At 63.6% G+C, this 15,361-nt stretch carries 16 protein-coding genes; 11 read left to right on the forward strand and 5 right to left on the reverse strand.

Going from position 1 to position 15,361, the window contains the following annotated elements:
- Positions 1 to 94 precede the first annotated feature (94 nt).
- The 4 genes from IAG25_RS07530 (at position 95) to IAG25_RS07545 (ending at position 3,360) form a co-directional block, all read left to right on the forward strand.
- On the forward strand, positions 95 to 817 hold the full coding sequence (locus IAG25_RS07530) for a class I SAM-dependent methyltransferase (RefSeq protein WP_187604288.1): 723 nt from the start codon (positions 95 to 97) through the stop codon (positions 815 to 817).
- A 79-nt stretch (positions 818 to 896) separates the two neighbouring features.
- Entirely contained in the window at positions 897 to 2,102 is a 1,206-nt protein-coding gene (locus IAG25_RS07535) for a beta-ketoacyl-[acyl-carrier-protein] synthase family protein (RefSeq protein ID WP_187604289.1), read from the forward strand.
- Positions 2,099 to 2,896 carry a beta-ketoacyl synthase chain length factor gene (locus IAG25_RS07540; protein WP_187604290.1) on the forward strand — a complete coding sequence of 266 codons (798 nt, stop codon included), beginning with the start codon at positions 2,099 to 2,101 and terminating at the stop codon, positions 2,894 to 2,896. Before IAG25_RS07535 ends, IAG25_RS07540 begins: the two co-directional genes overlap by 4 nt.
- Positions 2,893 to 3,360 (forward strand): hotdog family protein, encoded by a 468-nt coding sequence (locus tag IAG25_RS07545; protein WP_187604291.1) that lies wholly within the window; start codon positions 2,893 to 2,895, stop codon positions 3,358 to 3,360. Before IAG25_RS07540 ends, IAG25_RS07545 begins: the two co-directional genes overlap by 4 nt.
- On the opposite strand, the gene IAG25_RS07550 is transcribed toward IAG25_RS07545, so the two are convergent.
- The 3 genes from IAG25_RS07550 to IAG25_RS07560 form a co-directional block, all read right to left on the reverse strand.
- Positions 3,333 to 4,127, reverse strand: a complete 795-nt coding sequence (locus tag IAG25_RS07550; RefSeq protein WP_187604292.1) for a class I SAM-dependent methyltransferase — start codon at positions 4,125 to 4,127, stop codon at positions 3,333 to 3,335. The two genes, IAG25_RS07545 and IAG25_RS07550, sit on opposite strands and share 28 nt — an antisense overlap.
- 96 nt (positions 4,128 to 4,223) lie before the next feature.
- Positions 4,224 to 4,892 (reverse strand): hypothetical protein, encoded by a 669-nt coding sequence (locus tag IAG25_RS07555; RefSeq protein WP_187604293.1) that lies wholly within the window; start codon positions 4,890 to 4,892, stop codon positions 4,224 to 4,226.
- Between the two features lie 260 nt (positions 4,893 to 5,152).
- A complete protein-coding gene (locus tag IAG25_RS07560; RefSeq protein ID WP_187604294.1) occupies positions 5,153 to 5,734 on the reverse strand; it encodes a flavin reductase family protein in 582 nt (193 codons plus the stop codon).
- A gap of 181 nt (positions 5,735 to 5,915) precedes the next feature.
- Here IAG25_RS07560 and IAG25_RS07565 point away from each other — a divergent pair, with 181 nt between their 5' ends.
- Entirely contained in the window at positions 5,916 to 6,647 is a 732-nt protein-coding gene (locus IAG25_RS07565; RefSeq protein WP_375336503.1) for a PadR family transcriptional regulator, read from the forward strand.
- A 16-nt stretch (positions 6,648 to 6,663) separates the two neighbouring features.
- The gene (locus IAG25_RS07570) at positions 6,664 to 7,494 is read left to right on the forward strand and encodes a siderophore-interacting protein (protein ID WP_187604295.1); all 831 of its coding nucleotides are present in this window, start codon (positions 6,664 to 6,666) and stop codon (positions 7,492 to 7,494) included.
- Between the two features lie 2 nt (positions 7,495 to 7,496).
- Here the strand turns inward: IAG25_RS07570 and IAG25_RS07575 are convergent, their stop codons facing one another.
- Positions 7,497 to 8,621 (reverse strand): mandelate racemase/muconate lactonizing enzyme family protein, encoded by a 1,125-nt coding sequence (locus tag IAG25_RS07575; RefSeq protein WP_187604296.1) that lies wholly within the window; start codon positions 8,619 to 8,621, stop codon positions 7,497 to 7,499.
- Positions 8,622 to 8,729: 108 nt separating this feature from the next.
- Here IAG25_RS07575 and IAG25_RS07580 point away from each other — a divergent pair, with 108 nt between their 5' ends.
- The 5 genes from IAG25_RS07580 (at position 8,730) to IAG25_RS07600 (ending at position 15,065) form a co-directional block, all read left to right on the forward strand.
- Positions 8,730 to 9,605 (forward strand): LysR family transcriptional regulator, encoded by an 876-nt coding sequence (locus tag IAG25_RS07580; RefSeq protein WP_187604297.1) that lies wholly within the window; start codon positions 8,730 to 8,732, stop codon positions 9,603 to 9,605.
- Between the two features lie 147 nt (positions 9,606 to 9,752).
- On the forward strand, positions 9,753 to 11,510 hold the full coding sequence (locus IAG25_RS07585) for an IlvD/Edd family dehydratase (protein ID WP_187604298.1): 1,758 nt from the start codon (positions 9,753 to 9,755) through the stop codon (positions 11,508 to 11,510).
- Between the two features lie 110 nt (positions 11,511 to 11,620).
- A complete protein-coding gene (locus tag IAG25_RS07590) occupies positions 11,621 to 12,460 on the forward strand; it encodes a hypothetical protein (protein ID WP_187604299.1) in 840 nt (279 codons plus the stop codon).
- A 325-nt stretch (positions 12,461 to 12,785) separates the two neighbouring features.
- Complete coding sequence (locus IAG25_RS07595) at positions 12,786 to 14,309, forward strand: GGDEF domain-containing protein (RefSeq protein ID WP_187604511.1); 1,524 nt, start codon at positions 12,786 to 12,788, stop codon at positions 14,307 to 14,309.
- 111 nt (positions 14,310 to 14,420) lie between these two features.
- Positions 14,421 to 15,065, forward strand: coding sequence for a LysE family translocator (locus IAG25_RS07600; RefSeq protein ID WP_187604300.1), 645 nt, complete (start codon positions 14,421 to 14,423; stop codon positions 15,063 to 15,065).
- A 94-nt stretch (positions 15,066 to 15,159) separates the two neighbouring features.
- On the opposite strand, the gene IAG25_RS07605 is transcribed toward IAG25_RS07600, so the two are convergent.
- On the reverse strand, positions 15,160 to 15,354 hold the full coding sequence (locus tag IAG25_RS07605; protein ID WP_187604301.1) for a hypothetical protein: 195 nt from the start codon (positions 15,352 to 15,354) through the stop codon (positions 15,160 to 15,162).
- Positions 15,355 to 15,361: the final 7 nt, after the last annotated feature.

Genomic DNA, 15,361 nt, shown 5'->3' on the forward strand with positions numbered 1-15,361 from the left:
CCCCTGTGCGGGGAGGGGCAACGCTAATAAACCAAAAACAAACCGGGATCCGGCAAAAGCCTAAAATTCACGAGCATCCCCTCGCCCCACCCCCATGCTCCCACCCGAACTCATCGAAACCGCCAGCCTCCCCTACCGCGCCGCAGGCCGCTTCGCATGGCACTTCGCGTCGGCGAAACTGCGTCACGATCCGTTCTTCGCCCACATCCTCGCGCACGGTCTGATCCCCGATGGCGCGCGCATCCTCGATCTCGGCAGCGGCCAAGGTTTGCTCGCCGCGTGCCTGGTCGGCGCGCACGCATGGCATCGCGATGACGCTGCTCACGCGTGGCCCGCACTCTGGCCCGCCCCGCCCGTGCCGCAATCGATCCACGGCATCGACCTGACGCCGCGCGACATCGATTGGGCGCGCATCGCGTTGAAGGCGCACGCGCCGCGCATTCGCTTCGTTTGCGACGACATTCGCATCGCGCCGTTTCCGCAGGCGGATCTCGTCGTCGCGTGCGATGTGCTGCATTACGTCGATGCGAACGCACAGGAAGCCGTGCTGCGCCGCGTGCGCGCAAGTCTCGCCGCGGATGGCTTGCTCCTGCTGCGCGTCAGCGATGCCGCCGCAGGCTGGCGCGCGAGCGTCGATCGCGCCGTCGATTTCGGCATGCAGATCGCCCGGTCGGGACGCACGAATGCACTCACGGTGCGCAGCGAAGCGCAATGGCTCGCGCTGCTCGGCGATCTGCGCTTTCAAGTGACCATCGGTCCGATGGGCAACGGCGCGCACACGGCCAATCGTCTGATTATTGCGCGACCTGTGGACTGAGGCGTGCGCGGCCCGAAAGGCCCGTTTGTTACAATTCATCGTATTCGAACACCATCGGACTTTGGGAATCTAGCCCGTAGTGAACCCCCTTCTGCTTACGCATTTCACCGCCACGAGTTGCGCGGGCCGCGGACTCGACGCGACGCTCGACGCGCTCTCGGCAGCACGCAGCGGACTAGCGCCGTGCGATTTCGAAGGCGCCGCGCTGCACACGTTCACGGGCCGCGTCGCTGGCATCGAGGACGCGCCGGTACGCGCCGATTTCGCCGAATTCGACTGCCGCAACAACCGCCTCGCGCAACTGGCGATGACGCAGGACGGCTTCGACGAGCGCGTGCGCGAAGCGATCGGGCGTTACGGCGCGCAACGCGTCGGCGTGTTCATGGGCACGAGCACGGCGGGCATTCTCGAAACCGAACTCGCCTACCAGCGGCGCGATGCTCAAACCGGCGCGCTGCCCACCGACTTCAACTACGCGACCACGCACAATCCCTATTCGCTCGCCGGTTTCGTGCGCGCGTACTTCGGGTTGCGCGGGCCGGCGGTGTCGGTGTCGTCGGCGTGTTCGTCGGGGGCGAAGGTGTTCGGGTCGGCGCGGCGCATGCTGGAAACCGGTCTGATCGATGCGGCCGTGGTCGGCGGCGTCGATACGCTCTGTCTCACGACGCTCTACGGCTTCAACTCGCTCGAACTGCTCGCGCCGGGGCCGTGCAAGCCGTTCGATGTGAAGCGCAACGGCATTTCGATCGGCGAGGCGGCGGCGTTCGCGGTGCTCGAACGCGACTCGGCCAGCCACGCCGATGACGACGCGATCCGCCTGCTCGGCATCGGCGAATCGAGCGATGCGTATCACATGTCCTCGCCGCATCCCGAAGGACTCGGCGCGCGCATGGCGATGCAGCAGGCGCTCGCGAGCGCCGGACTCGACGCGCGCGATATCGGCTACGTCAACCTGCACGGCACCGCGACGCCCAGCAACGACGCCGCCGAAAGCCGCGCGCTCACGAGCCTGTTCGACCGCGTGCCGTGCAGTTCGACCAAGGGCGCGACGGGTCATACGCTGGGCGCGGCGGGCGCGCTCGAAGCGGTGATCGCCGCGCTCGCGTTGCGGCACCAGATGATCCCGGCGGGCGCCAACACGAGCGAGCCGGACCCCGCGCTCGGCCTCGACTACGTGCTCGCATCGCGCGGCGCGCCGTTGCGCGCGGTGCTGTCCAACTCTTTCGGCTTCGGCGGGACGAATTGCAGTCTCGTGTTCGGACGCAAGGGAGCGGGCCCGGCATGATTCCATTGCGTGCATTTATCGAAGGCGTCGGCGTCATCGGGCCGGGACTCGCCGGCTGGCCTCATACCGCCGACGTACTGACGCGGCGCGCCTCGCGGACAGCCGCGCAGACCGTGCTGCCCGCGCCCGCCGGTTTGCCTTCCGCCGAACGCCGCCGCACCGGGCCGGTCGTGCGCGCGGCGCTCGCGGCTGCGCACGAAGCGGTCGCGCAAAGCGGCCGCGATGCCGCGACGCTCGCCGCCGTGTTCGCGGCATCCGGCGGCGATGGCGGGAATTTTCATGCGATCTGCGAAACGCTCGCGAGCGACGATCCGCAAATCTCACCGACGCGCTTCCATAACTCCGTCCACAACGCGCCCGCAGGCTACTGGAGCATCGCGACACGCGCGATGGCCGCATCGAATGTGCTGTGCGCGTACGACGGCAGCTTCTCGGCGGGCCTGCTGGAAAGCCTCGCGCAAGTGAGCGTCGATGGCGCCGCGACGCTGCTCGTCGCGTATGACACGGAATATCCGGAGCCGTTGCACCACGTTCGCCCGATCGCGGATGCGTTCGGCGTCGCGCTGGTGCTCGCGCCGCAAAAGAGCGATCGCACGCTCGCGCGCATCGACGTGCATCTCACCGATGCGAACGCGTTCACCTTCACCGATGCCGATTTCGAAGCGCTGCGCCTGTCGAATCCCGCCGCGCGCGCGTTGCCGTTGCTCGAAGCGCTGGCGTGCGGGAAAGCATCGAATGTCGTGCTCGATTATCTCGATGGCACGCACCTCGCCGTGGATATCGACCCGTCATGACGGCTGCGCAGATGCTCGATCACGACTGGATCGCCGCGCGCATTCCGCATGGCGGCGCGATGTGTCTGCTGGATGCCGTCGTCGCGTGGGATGCGCAACGCATCCGCTGCGAAGCGACGAGCCATCTTCGCCCCGACAATCCGCTGCGGTCGAAAGGCCGGCTCGCGTCGGTGTGCGGCATCGAATACGCCGCGCAGGCGATGGCGGTGCATGGCGCGCTCGTCGGCCAGGAAGGCACACGTCCGCGCGTCGGCATGCTGACGAGCGTGCGCGGCGTTCAGATCCACGTCGATAGTCTCGACACGCTCGACGCCCCGCTCGATATCGAAGCCGAGCGCATGGGCGGCGACGACATCACCGTGCTATACCGCTTCACCATTCACTGCGCGGGACGATTGCTGCTGAGCGGCCGCGCCGCCGTGATTCTCGACGCGGCTCAGGCCGCCGGTTTCGTCGCGCAATAAGCGGAGAAGATGCCGAGTTCGACATCGCGGCGCACGTTCGCAAAGCCCGCGCGTTCGATGGCGGCGATCACGGTGTCGGGCGGCACGCAGGCCTCGATCGTGTCCCAGTAGTAGCGCATCAGTTCGACGCTTTCCCCTTTCTTTCCGACGATGCGGGCGATCATCGGCACGACGCCGCGCATGTAGAACTTCAGCGCCGCGACGCCCATGCCATGCGCGGGCCGCGTGATCTCCAGCACGCAGAGCCGTCCGCCGGGCGCGAGTACTCGGAAGTATTCATCGAAGGCTTTCGCGAGATCGCTCACGTGGCGCAGCGCGAAACCCATGCTGAGGAAATCGTAGGCGGCGCTGTCGCACGGCAGATTTTCCGCGGTGCCGATGCGCGTCTCCACGCCCATCGGCAGATGCGCCTCGCTGACCATGCCCGGGCTCGGATCGACGCCGGTGACGAGCGCCGCATCGCCCGTGATCGCGACCGCTTCCTTCGTGACGAGGCCCGTGCCCATGCCGACGTCGAGCACGCGCATGCCGCGCGCGAGACCCGCTAAACGCAACGCGCGGTTGCGATACCACGAGCCGGAGCCGAAGGCCATCGCGCGCTCGATCGCGTCGTAATCGGAGGCGGTGCGATCGAAGATGCCGCGCAGCCAGAGACGTCTGGCGGGTTCGTCGGAGTAGTAGGAGGTGAGCGGCTCGTGCGGGGCTTTGTGGTCGATCGTGTCGATTGCGTTGATTTCGTCGATCTCGTCGCGCCGGGGGGAAGTCATCGCATCTCCTGTGACTATTCGTGTGCCTGCAAGCCGCCGTGGCACGTTTTTATCACAGGGAGATCGATGACGTCACCCTCGCCCGCGCGCGCGAAATCAGCTCAATTCGACAACGGCCTCTCGCGGCACGGCGGTCTCGGGCGCGGGCAACGCCAGGGTCATCGCCTTGCGCGCGCGCATCAGCGAGTTGCGCACGCGCCGCTCCGGGCGGCTGAACATGCCGCCGCCCACGAGTGCGACGAACGACGCGATGAGCGGCACCGCGAGCAGCATCGTCGCTAACTTGAAGAGACCGAGTTTCAGCGGGCTGCGCGACGCCCATGCGGACCACGCAAGCGCGAATCCCATATAGGCGATGCCCGCGGGCGCGCCCGCCAGTTCGGGCATGCCGATACGTTGCGCGAGCGGCATCGGGAAAATCAGAACGAAGAGCACGATGCTCGACATCGCGTGAACGAGTAGCGCGCGCCGCTGCTTAAGGAGCCCCGTGACCGACCAGAACGCCAGCGCGAGCACGAACGGCGGACATGCGGCCACCACGGCCGCGAGCGCGAGATAGACCACGACGCCGCTCATCAGATTGCGCAGATAGCCTTCCGACGACACGTAATACACCATGTATCCCGCCGCGATCGCCGCCACGCACGCGACGAACGCGAGGATGCCGCGCTGACCGTCCGGCGAAACGAAGAGTCTCAGCATCAGGAGACTCGTGAAGCCGACCAGATAAACCAGGAACCGCACAACCGAAAAACGCTGTTTCATACCTCACCCCATTCCCCTGACGGTGCGAGCGGTCGCCGGTGCGGTCGCTCTGCCGCGCGCCGTGTGGTGGCGCGCCGCAGAAGACCTTATGGGACCTGTCCTCGCCCATCTATCGCCCGCGTCCGAATTCGAATGACGGATCGCGTGCTCAAAAAGCGCCGCCGCGAATAGCCTTTCGGTCTTTCGCGGTCGACGTCTCTTTATCGACGGGGAAACGGGAAATCTTTAGCCCTTGTGTGCGGGCCGGAGCGGAATGAACGTCAGCGCGTGAGCGGCTTCGCTTGTTCCATCGACGATGCGCGCACGAACTTGCCCGCACCCAGATGGTGAATCGTGTGCAGCGGCTGATTCGACTCGTCGATGAACCAGTGACCATCGGCGAACACACGCTCGTCGGCTGCCGCCGCGACGACTTCCGCGAAACAGGTGTCGTAGGCGTCTTCCGTGTGCTTCTCGTCGATGAGCTTGCATTCGAGCCACGCCGCGCAGTTCGTCTCGATGAGCGGCAGGCCGAGCACCGGCCCTTCGACCGTCTCGATGCCGAAGGCTTCGAACTTGTCGATCTCGCGCCCGCTCGTCGTGCCGACCGCGTAAGCGAGATCGATCATCGCCGCGCCCGGCACGATGAGGCCGAACGTGCCGCTCGCTGCGGCCAGCTCGCGCGTATAGGTGTGCTTGTCGATCACGACGGCGATACGCGGCGGCGTGAACTCCACCGGCATCGACCAGGCGGCGGCCATCACGTTGCGGCGTCCGCCATGCGCGCTGGTGACGAGGACGGTCGGACCGTGGTTGATGAGACGGCTGGCGTGCTCCAGCCTTACAGGACGAAAGTGGCTCATGGTTTTATGGATGCAAAGGACAATTCGCGTGATTGTATGCGGTGTTCAAAATGCACGCGCCGACGCACGGCGGCATTCACTGTCCGATCGCCGGTGTCTCGCAGTCTGCGAATCGTGCTTGACAGACGCTCTTACGATATATATCTTTAGATATGTTTTACGACATATCTGGAGTGTTCCTATGAAATCCCGTTGCTTTCAACGCGCGCGTGAAGCCGGTTTCCGCGCATTCGGATCTGCATTTCCCTTCGACGCCCCCGAGTGGGCCGAGCGCTCGATCTTCGAACGCTGGGGCATGATCGGCCGTCATCGGCATGGTGGCGGCGGCCGCTTCGGCGGCGGTCCGGGTGGAATGGGCGGCATGGGTGGATTCGGCGGTGAAGACGGCATGCCGCGCGGCCGCAAGTTCTCGTCCGACGATCTGCAACTGCTGCTGCTCGCGATGCTCGCCGAAGCGCCGCGTCACGGTTATGAACTCATCAAGGCGCTGGAAGACCGCTCGAACGGTTTTTACGCGCCGAGCCCCGGCATGGTCTATCCGGCGCTCACGTATCTGGAAGAGCTGGGCTATGCGACCGTCGAACTGGAAGGCAATCGCAAGCGCTATGCGCTCTCGGATGCGGGCCGCGACTATCTCGCATCGAACCGCGAACGCGTGGACATCATGCTCGCGAAGCTCACGCATTTCGCACGCAAAATGGATCTCGTGCGCCGCGCCTATATGGGCGAGGAAGTCGATGACACCGCCGCCGACAGCGGCTGGGCGCCCGAACTGATCGCCGCGCGCCGTGCGCTGAAGAAAGCGCTTCTCTTGCGCACCGACGCATCGCAGGACGAGCAACGCCGCATCGCCGCGATCCTTGCGCGCGCGACGGCCGAAATCGAACAGAACCCCGCGCCGAAGCAGGCGTAAGCAGGAGCCATACACGATGACAGATTCCATTCTGCAAGACCGGCCCGATCTCGAAGTCACGCGCGTACGCCACCCGCTCAAGTTTCGCCTGGTGCAAGTCACGCGCGTAGAGGCGCTCAATCCGTATCTCGTGCGCATGACCTTCACGGGCGACTCGCTCGAAGATTTCGTCAGCGCCTCTTTCGACGATCACGTAAAGCTGTTCTTCCCGCAGCCCGGCGAGGCGATGCCCGCGCTCCCGCAAGCCGGTCCCGACGGTCCCACGTTCGATCCTTCAAAGCCGCGTCCGATTGCGCGCGATTTCACGCCACGCCGCTTCGACCGTGAAGCGCGCGAGCTCGATATCGAATTCGCGCTGCACGAAGCCGGCCCCGCGACGGCATGGGCCGCGCAAGCCGCGCCGGGTCAGTATCTCGGCATCGGCGGACCGCGTGGGTCGTTCGTGATTCCGACGCAGTTCGACTGGCATCTGATGATCGGCGATGAAACCGCGCTGCCAGCCATCGCGCGGCGTCTGGAAGAACTGCCCGAAGGCACGCGCGTCGCGACGCTGATCGAAGTCGCCGATCAGTCCGCGCGCATCGAATTCAATACGCGCGCGGACCTCTACGCGCAATGGCGCTATCGCAACGAGAGCGAGCATCCCGGCGGCGCGCTGCTGCTCGCCTTGCGCGAAACCTATGTGCCCGATGGCGAAGGCTATGTGTGGGCCGCGGGCGAAGCCACGCTGATGCGCGCGGTCCGCAAGCTGCTATGCGATGAACGCGGCGTCGACAAGAAGCGCATTCGTGCTTCCGCTTACTGGAAGCGCGGCGAGCAAGGCGTTCACGAGACGATCGACGGTTGATCTCAGGCGATGCGCTTCCATCGGCCATACTTCGCGACTTCTTTCTCGTCGAACGAGAAGCCGAGACCAGGCGCATCGTGCAGCTTCACGCGGCCATTGCTATGCGATAACTGCCGGTCGATCAGCCTGCGGAAGTTCAGCACCTGATCGTCCCAGAAGAATTCGACATAGCGCGCATTCGGCGTCGCGGCGACGAGCGGCGCATGCAGATCGTGGAACCAGTGCGGGCACATCACGACGCCATGGCTCGCAGCCGTCGCCGCGATCTTGCGCCATTCGGTAATGCCGCCGCACACGGCCGCATCCGTTTGCAGAATCGCGGCCGCGCCCTTGTCGAGCAGTTCCTTGTGATACCAGCGGCCATAGCCGATCTCGCCCGTCGCGATCGGAATGCGCGTCGCTTTGGCGAGACGCGCATGATTGTCGACATCGTCGGGCGAGAAAGGCTCTTCGATGAAGTACGGATCGTATTGCTCGAAGCGCCTCACGTGTTGCAGCGCCTGCGTGACATCGGTCCAGCCGTTGTTCATGTCGATCATGAGTTCGACGTCCGGCCCCACTGCTTCGCGCGCGGCCTTCACGCGACGTTCCTCTTCCTGCGGCGAGAGTCTGCCGCCCTTCATCTTCACCGCGCGAAAACCCTTCTCGACATAGCTCGCCATTTCCTCGCCGAGTTTCTCCGGCGTCTTGCCTTCCAGGTAATAACCGCCGCTCGCATAAGCGGGCACCGTGTCGAGTTGATGTGCGCCGAGATACTTGTGCAGCGCCAGTTCGTGCGTGCGCGCGTTCAAATCCCAAAGCGCGATATCGAGAATGCTCAGCGCGCGCATTACGGTGCCGGCGCGACCTTGCAGAAGCGCTTCGTCGTACATCGCCTGCCACAGCCCTTCGACCGCGTACGAGTCCTTGCCGATCAACACCGGCGCCAGCAATTGCTCGACGGCCACCGTCAGCAACTCGCCCGCCGCGCTGCCGATATAGCAAAAGCCGATGCCTTCGACGCCATCCGTCGAGCGGACCTTGACAAGACCATAGTGGCGCGTCGAAACAGTGCGAGTGGAAAACGACGTGACGCGATCGAGCGGCACTACGGCCGCGCAAACCGTAATCGATTCGATGATGGGCATAACTTCGTCTCCGTGATTTTTAAGTCATTGCGATTGCAATCAGTTTGATGGCACGCATGCGCAAGAGGAAGTATCCTTTGGCTTCTTCAAACCCAAATATTTTTATCGATGGACTCGCGCTATCTGCAGAGTTTCGTGTTCGTCGTCGAGCTCGGCTCCATTGCCGAAGCGGCGCGCAGACTCGATCTCACGCCGGCCGCCGTCGCTCAACGGGTGAAGATGCTGGAAGCCGAACTCGGCACGACACTCGTGCGCCGCTCGGGCCGCACGGTCGGTGCGACGGAGGCTGGCGAGCGCATTCTGGCGCGTGCGCGAGCCGTGCTGCACGATATCCGCGACCTGCGCGCGGACATCGACAATACGGAACAACTGGGCGGTCAATTGCGTCTCGGCGGCATGGCGACGATGATGGCGGGCCTCATCCCCGATGCGCTCGCGGTGCTGCTGAATCGTCATCCGCAGATGGACTTTTATCTGGAGCCGGGCACATCGCTCGACCTCTATCGCAAAGTGACGAGCGGCGATCTCGACGCCGCCGTGATCGCCCAACCGCTTTTCAATCTCCCGAAGAGTTGCGAATGGCATACGTTCAGAAAGGAAGCGCTGGTTCTTCTGACGCCCGCTTCGATGCACGTTACCGATGTGCATGCCACGCTGCAAACAGAGCCGTTCGTGCGTTATGACCGCAATGTCGTCGGCGGACAGCTTGCGGATGCTTATCTGCGGCAACATGGCATCAAGCCACATCAACGTTGCGAGCTGGATGGCCTCGCCGCCATTGCGACGCTGGTCGATCGCGGGCTTGGCGTATCGCTGATACCGGATTGGGCATCGCACGAATCGGGCGGACTATCCTTGAAGAAGTGGACGTTGCCGCATGCCGCGCCCAGGCGTCTCGTCGGTTTGCTGTGGGGACGATCGTCCGCGCGACTGCGCCTCGTGCAGGCGTTTCTTGCTGCCGCCGAGTCTATCGGACGGCATTGAAAACGCGATGAACCATCAGCGCCGGTTGCTTCCGGAAACAAATATTTCTATGGTTTGAAGGAAGCGCCACACGCAATCAAAGCCCGCGTAAAGCCGCGATAATCGAAGCGCGGATACATTCAACGCTCATCAAACGGTAGTGCGACCATGACCGACACGTTCAAGAAAAAAGCCAGCGAAGAACCCGCGCAACCGAAGGGTCTGCGCAAATCGCTGACGAGCTATGGAGACAACGGCTTCTCGCTGTTCCTGCGCAAAGCGTTCATCAAGGGCGCGGGTTATACAGATAGCGCGCTCGATCGCCCGGTGATCGGCATCGTCAACACGGGCAGCGCGTATAACCCGTGTCACGGCAATGCACCGCAACTGATCGAAGCTATAAAGCGCGGCGTGTTGCTGGCTGGCGGCTTGCCGATGGATTTTCCGACGATATCGATCGCCGAATCGTTCTCGCAACCGACGAGCATGTACTTGCGCAATCTGATGTCGATCGACACGGAAGAGATGATTCGCGCCCAGCCGATGGACGCGGTCGTGCTGATCGGCGGATGCGACAAGACCGTGCCCGCGCAGCTGATGGGCGCGGCATCGGCCGGCATTCCCGCGATTCAACTCATCACGGGCTCGATGCTCACGGGCGCGCATCGCGGTGAGCGCGTCGGCGCATGCACCGATTGCCGCCGCTACTGGGGCCGTTTTCGTGCGGAAGAAATCGACGAAGCGGAAATCGCGGCCGTAAACAATCAGCTCGTCGCGAGCGTGGGCACCTGTTCCGTGATGGGCACGGCGAGCACGATGGCGTGTATCGCCGAAGCGCTCGGCATGACCATGCCCGGCGGTGCATCGCCGCCGGCGGTCACATCGGATCGCATGCGCATCGCCGAACTCACGGGCACGCAAGCGGTGCAGATGGCGCGCGATAACCTCACCATCGACAAGATCCTCACGAACGAGGCATTCGAAAACGCGATGCGCGTGCTGCTCGCGATCGGCGGCTCGACGAACGGCATCGTGCATCTCACCGCGATCGCCGGACGCATGGGCTATGACGTCGATCTGAAGGCACTCGATCGCATGGGACGCGAGACGCCTGTGCTCGTCGATCTGAAGCCGTCAGGGTCGCATTACATGGAGGACTTTCACAAGGCCGGGGGCATGGCCACGCTTTTGCGCGAGTTGAAACCGCTTCTGAATCTGAATACATTGACGGTAACCGGGCGCACGCTCGGGGAAGAAATCGAAGCGGCGGGTCCGGCATTCGAGCAGGACGTCGTGCGTGCCTTCGACAAGCCGATCTATCCGCAAGGCGGCATCGCGGTGCTCGAAGGCAATCTCGCGCCGGGTGGCGCGATCATCAAGCAATCCGCGGCGAATGCCGAGTTGATGGAGCACGAAGGCCGCGCGGTCGTGTTCGAGAATGGCGCGGATCTCGCGGCGCGCATCGATTCCGACGATCTCGACGTCACCCCCGACGATATCCTCGTGCTGAAGAACATCGGCCCCAAAGGCGCGCCGGGCATGCCGGAAGCCGGCTATATACCGATTCCGCGCAAGCTCGCCGTGAAGGGCGTGAAGGATATCGTGCGCATATCCGATGGGCGCATGAGCGGCACCGCATTCGGCACCATCGTTCTGCATGTGACGCCTGAATCTGCGGTGGGCGGACCGCTCGCGCACGTTCGAAGCGGCGACCGCATTCGCCTGAGCGTATCGAAGCGCGAGATCAGTCTGCTCATCAGCGACGAAGAACTCGCCGCGCGTGCGAGCGCATCGCCGGTTAGCGTGCCGAGCGCGGATCGCGGTTATCAAAAGCTGTTTTACGACACGGTGACGCAAGCGGACAAGGGCGTCGATTTCGATTTCCTGCGCGCGACGACGACGCGTGGTGTGATTCCTCGGTCATGATCGTGCGCGCATGAATGAATTCAATATCACGCATGCAACATGCCGATGCGCGCGCTTCGCTTTAAGATAACCACTTCATCATGACCGGCCCTATGCGCCAGGAGCGGCAGGTGCTTTTATTGAAACGTGGACATGGCGCAGCGCTGTGCATGACCTGCGCGTTGTCGTTCGGACCGATATGCGCTTTCGCGGCCGCGCCGCGCGCTGGCCATACGGCGAGCGCTGTCGAAGCCGCGAGCGGTGCCTCGGCGCACGGCATCATGTCCGCCGATGCGCTTCCGCCGGACTTCGCTGGCGACGATCCCGAGCACGTCCGCGACGCGCTCGCGGGTCACCCTGCTCCCGGACAACCGGTCTCGATCACGAACCGCGTCCGGGCATTTCTGTCGCGTCCATTTCGAAAAACGGAGCAAGGCGCCTCCGCGGCTACGGGCGCGAGTCAAACTCGCGAGCAGGCCGATCGCACGTTCACGTTCGTCATTCCGGTTTCGTACGGGGTGCGCTACCTGTCGAAGAAGAAAGTGCTTTCGGTGAACGTCTCGCTGGCTGCGCCCGAAAGTCCCGACGCGATTCTGCTCAAGCAGACGGTGAAGGGACAAAGCGGCCGTAAGCTCGTCGTCGCGCCCGAGGCCAAGGCAAAAGGATTCGTCCAGAACTTCGACGTCATTCAGTTGAAACCGGAAAACGGCATCAAGACGACCGTCAATGGTCGGATCATGCTCCCGAGTTTCGATCACGAGCATGGCAGCGGCGACTTCGCGATCGTGCTCATCTGCTCGCTCGCGCCACCCTATCTGACCGATGATGTCGAGCACAGCGCGCCCACCGACGAAGAACCCACCGACATCACGCGCAGGACATCGACATTGAATGGAAGGGTCGACGCTGCGTGGCTCATCGATCGCAAGGACGGCACGATCATCACGAAGCGGCTGCACCTCGTGAAATAGGCTGTCCTTTGGATCTTTCGAATGCAACGAAGTAGACAACTTCGTCTACTATCGCAGGCACGGTCACCCGATTCCCGGACGCCCGTGCGAAACCAATGCGGTCGGAACGACTACAATCGGTGTGCGAACACGCGCAGGGCTATTCATCAGATGCGCATCATATGCGAATAAGCCCCTCAAACAGGGAGCTTTCCGACGCAAGGCGTGATCGCGCCGCACACGATGTCGTGCCGGGTCGTGCGGAAATGGCGTCACGCGGAGAACCTGAATGCCCGCCAGATTGAATGCGGTTCGCAAGACCGGACGCATGGTCAGTCGCCGGCTGATGCGACGCAACAGCACTGCCGCGATGCGCTTCGCCGATTCGTTTTCGCGCTTTCCGGCGCTCGCCGGACTCATCGGCACCGCTATCGCCATTTCCATGGCCGTGTTGTCGTTTGCCGCGCTATGGCAGGGACGCGCGCAGGCGCTGCAAAACGCGCATCAGGCAGCGGCCAACCTCGTCGCCACGTTGAGCGCCGATATCGCACGCAATGTCGAATCGAGCGATCTGTCGCTGCGCACCATCGTCAGCGGCACGCAAAATCCCGCCGTGATGGCACTGCCTCCCGATCTGCGCAAGCTCGTCCTCTTCGACGGCGCCACCGGCACGAACTTCGTCGGCGGCGCATTCGTGATGAATCGCGAAGGACGTATCGTCGTCGAACGAAAACCTTCAGAGCATGCCGACCTGCTCTTCGACGATCGTGACTACTTCAAGGTTCACGCCGAGCATCCCGACGCCGGCCTCTTCATTTCCGGACCGTACATATCCCGGCTGCGCAAAGGCACGGCTTCGCTCGCGCTGAGCAGGCGCATCGACGCACCGGATGGCTCGTTCGCAGGCGTCGCCGTGATCGCGTTGAACGTCGCCTATTTCAACAACCTGCTTTCGCGCGTGAGCGTCGGCAAGTCGGGCTCGGTGTTCATCGTGCAGCAGGACGGCGTGATGATCGCCCGCAAGCCCGCATTGCCCTCTGACGTAGCCGGATACGTCGCCAGATCGCCAACCTTCGCTGCGATGCGGGACGCGCCGTCCGGCTCGTATCTCTCGCGATCGCCGATCGACGGCGTGCGGCGGCTTTATACATTCCAGCATGTGCCGGGCACCCAGCTTATCGCGGCGGTCGCGCCCGCCGAGGATGAAGTGCTCGCGGCCTGGCGCGAGCGCAGCATCGTCATCGGCGGATTGACCATGATGTTCGGCGGAGGCTTTGTCGTCATCTCCTGGCTGCTCGCAATCTCACTGCGATCGCGGGCGATCGCGCAAGAGAAGCTGCAACGGCTCGCAGGTACCGATTCGCTCACCGGCCTGTGCAACCGCCGCGCGCTGGATCGCCGGCTCGACGAAGAATGGCGACGTGCCCGCCGCGCCGATCAACCGTTATCCGCTTTGTTCGTCGACGTCGACTACTTCAAGCTCTATAACGACACCTACGGTCACGCGATGGGGGACGATGCGCTCGTCGCGGTGGCCGATTGCATACAGAATTCCGCGAAGCGGCCCGGCGATATCGTCGCGCGCTATGGCGGCGAGGAATTCGTAGTCGTGCTGCCGGGCGCCGAAGCGAGCGGCGCACTCACGTTCGCCGAGCGTCTTCGTGAGAGAGTCGAACAACTCGACATCGCCAACAGCGCCGCGCCCAAGGGCGTGCTGACGATCAGCATCGGCATCGCAACCGCCTCGCCGCGTCAGATCGCGGACGCGCTCAAGCTGCTCAACAGTGCCGACTCCGCGCTTTATCTCGCCAAACGCACCGGACGCAATCGCGCGATCCACGAAGACAGCGTCGCGGGCGGCGAGCCGTAGCGCGAGGCTCCGCATTGTCGCGCGTATGATGCATCGTGGATGCAATCGTGCGTTATGTATGCCGCATGCAAACCACATTCGAGCGAATTCAGAACAAAAGGAGACAATCCGATGACCGCATCCACCGCCGTATTCGCGATTCTGTTCTCGCTGCTTTTGGGCGCGATGATTCCCGGCCCGAGTTTCGTGATCGTGGCCCGCAACTCGATCGGCATATCGCGCGCCGATGGTCTCGCGACCGCGCTCGGCATGGGCGTCGGCGGCATCTTCTTTGGCGGCATCGCTCTAGCGGGACTCTATACGCTGCTCGTCGCCGTCGAGTGGCTCTACATCGCGCTCAAGATCGCGGGCGGCCTTTATCTGATCTACATCGCGTCGAAGATCTGGCGCGGCGCCGCGAAGCCCATGCAGATGCCGACGCAAGACGACGCGCCGACGCTCACGACGAGCGCGCGCAAATCGTTCTGGCTCGGCCTCACGACGCAACTGAGCAATCCGAAGACCGCCATCTGGTACGGCAGCATCTTCGCGGCGCTTCTGCCGCAACATCCTCCGCTGTGGTGCTACTTCGTGCTGCCGCCGATGGTCTTCGCGATCGAGACGGGCTGGTACACCGTCGTCGCGCTGGGTTTCTCCAGCAAGCGTCCGCGCGAGATGTATCTGCGCGCGAGGAAGTGGATCGATCGCATCGCCGCGAGCGTGATCGCCATGCTCGGCCTGCGGCTCATACTCACCGCGGGCAGAACCGGTCTGTAATTCCGCATGCAAACGACATAAGGCGAAAGGCAAAAGGCCGGACGGGCCGCGAGGCACGTCCGGTCGTCTCACTGGCAGGAGCGAAGCTCCCGCATCACAGCGGATGCAGCTTGCCGTCGAGGTCCATCGTCCACTGTGATCCGTCCTTGAATGTCAGCACGCCGCTTTGAGCGTCGATATGAGTCGGCCTGCCGGCTGGCTCCTTCTTGTCGCCTCCGATGATCCGGGACATCTCGGCAGAGGACAGTTTCTGGGCATGTTGCAGATCGTCGAGCTTCAGGTTCGCCATGGCGTTT

The sequence above is a fragment of the Caballeronia sp. EK genome, from assembly GCF_014384845.1.
Taxonomy (GTDB): domain Bacteria; phylum Pseudomonadota; class Gammaproteobacteria; order Burkholderiales; family Burkholderiaceae; genus Caballeronia; species Caballeronia jiangsuensis.

Bases quoted from the DNA above. Each gene is read 5' to 3' on its own strand.
- IAG25_RS07605 (WP_187604301.1), bottom strand. From the start codon at position 15,354: ATGGCGAACCTGAAGCTCGACGATCTGCAACATGCCCAGAAACTGTCC.
- IAG25_RS07565 (WP_375336503.1), top strand. From the start codon at position 5,916: ATGAAATCCCGTTGCTTTCAACGCGCGCGTGAAGCCGGTTTCCGCGCA.
- IAG25_RS07540 (WP_187604290.1), top strand. From the start codon at position 2,099: ATGATTCCATTGCGTGCATTTATCGAAGGCGTCGGCGTCATCGGGCCG.
- IAG25_RS07580 (WP_187604297.1), top strand. From the start codon at position 8,730: ATGGACTCGCGCTATCTGCAGAGTTTCGTGTTCGTCGTCGAGCTCGGC.
- IAG25_RS07595 (WP_187604511.1), top strand. From the start codon at position 12,786: ATGCGACGCAACAGCACTGCCGCGATGCGCTTCGCCGATTCGTTTTCG.
- IAG25_RS07575 (WP_187604296.1), bottom strand. From the start codon at position 8,621: ATGCCCATCATCGAATCGATTACGGTTTGCGCGGCCGTAGTGCCGCTC.
- IAG25_RS07560 (WP_187604294.1), bottom strand. From the start codon at position 5,734: ATGAGCCACTTTCGTCCTGTAAGGCTGGAGCACGCCAGCCGTCTCATC.
- IAG25_RS07545 (WP_187604291.1), top strand. From the start codon at position 2,893: ATGACGGCTGCGCAGATGCTCGATCACGACTGGATCGCCGCGCGCATT.
- IAG25_RS07530 (WP_187604288.1), top strand. From the start codon at position 95: ATGCTCCCACCCGAACTCATCGAAACCGCCAGCCTCCCCTACCGCGCC.
- IAG25_RS07600 (WP_187604300.1), top strand. From the start codon at position 14,421: ATGACCGCATCCACCGCCGTATTCGCGATTCTGTTCTCGCTGCTTTTG.
- IAG25_RS07550 (WP_187604292.1), bottom strand. From the start codon at position 4,127: ATGACTTCCCCCCGGCGCGACGAGATCGACGAAATCAACGCAATCGAC.
- IAG25_RS07555 (WP_187604293.1), bottom strand. From the start codon at position 4,892: ATGAAACAGCGTTTTTCGGTTGTGCGGTTCCTGGTTTATCTGGTCGGC.
- IAG25_RS07570 (WP_187604295.1), top strand. From the start codon at position 6,664: ATGACAGATTCCATTCTGCAAGACCGGCCCGATCTCGAAGTCACGCGC.
- IAG25_RS07585 (WP_187604298.1), top strand. From the start codon at position 9,753: ATGACCGACACGTTCAAGAAAAAAGCCAGCGAAGAACCCGCGCAACCG.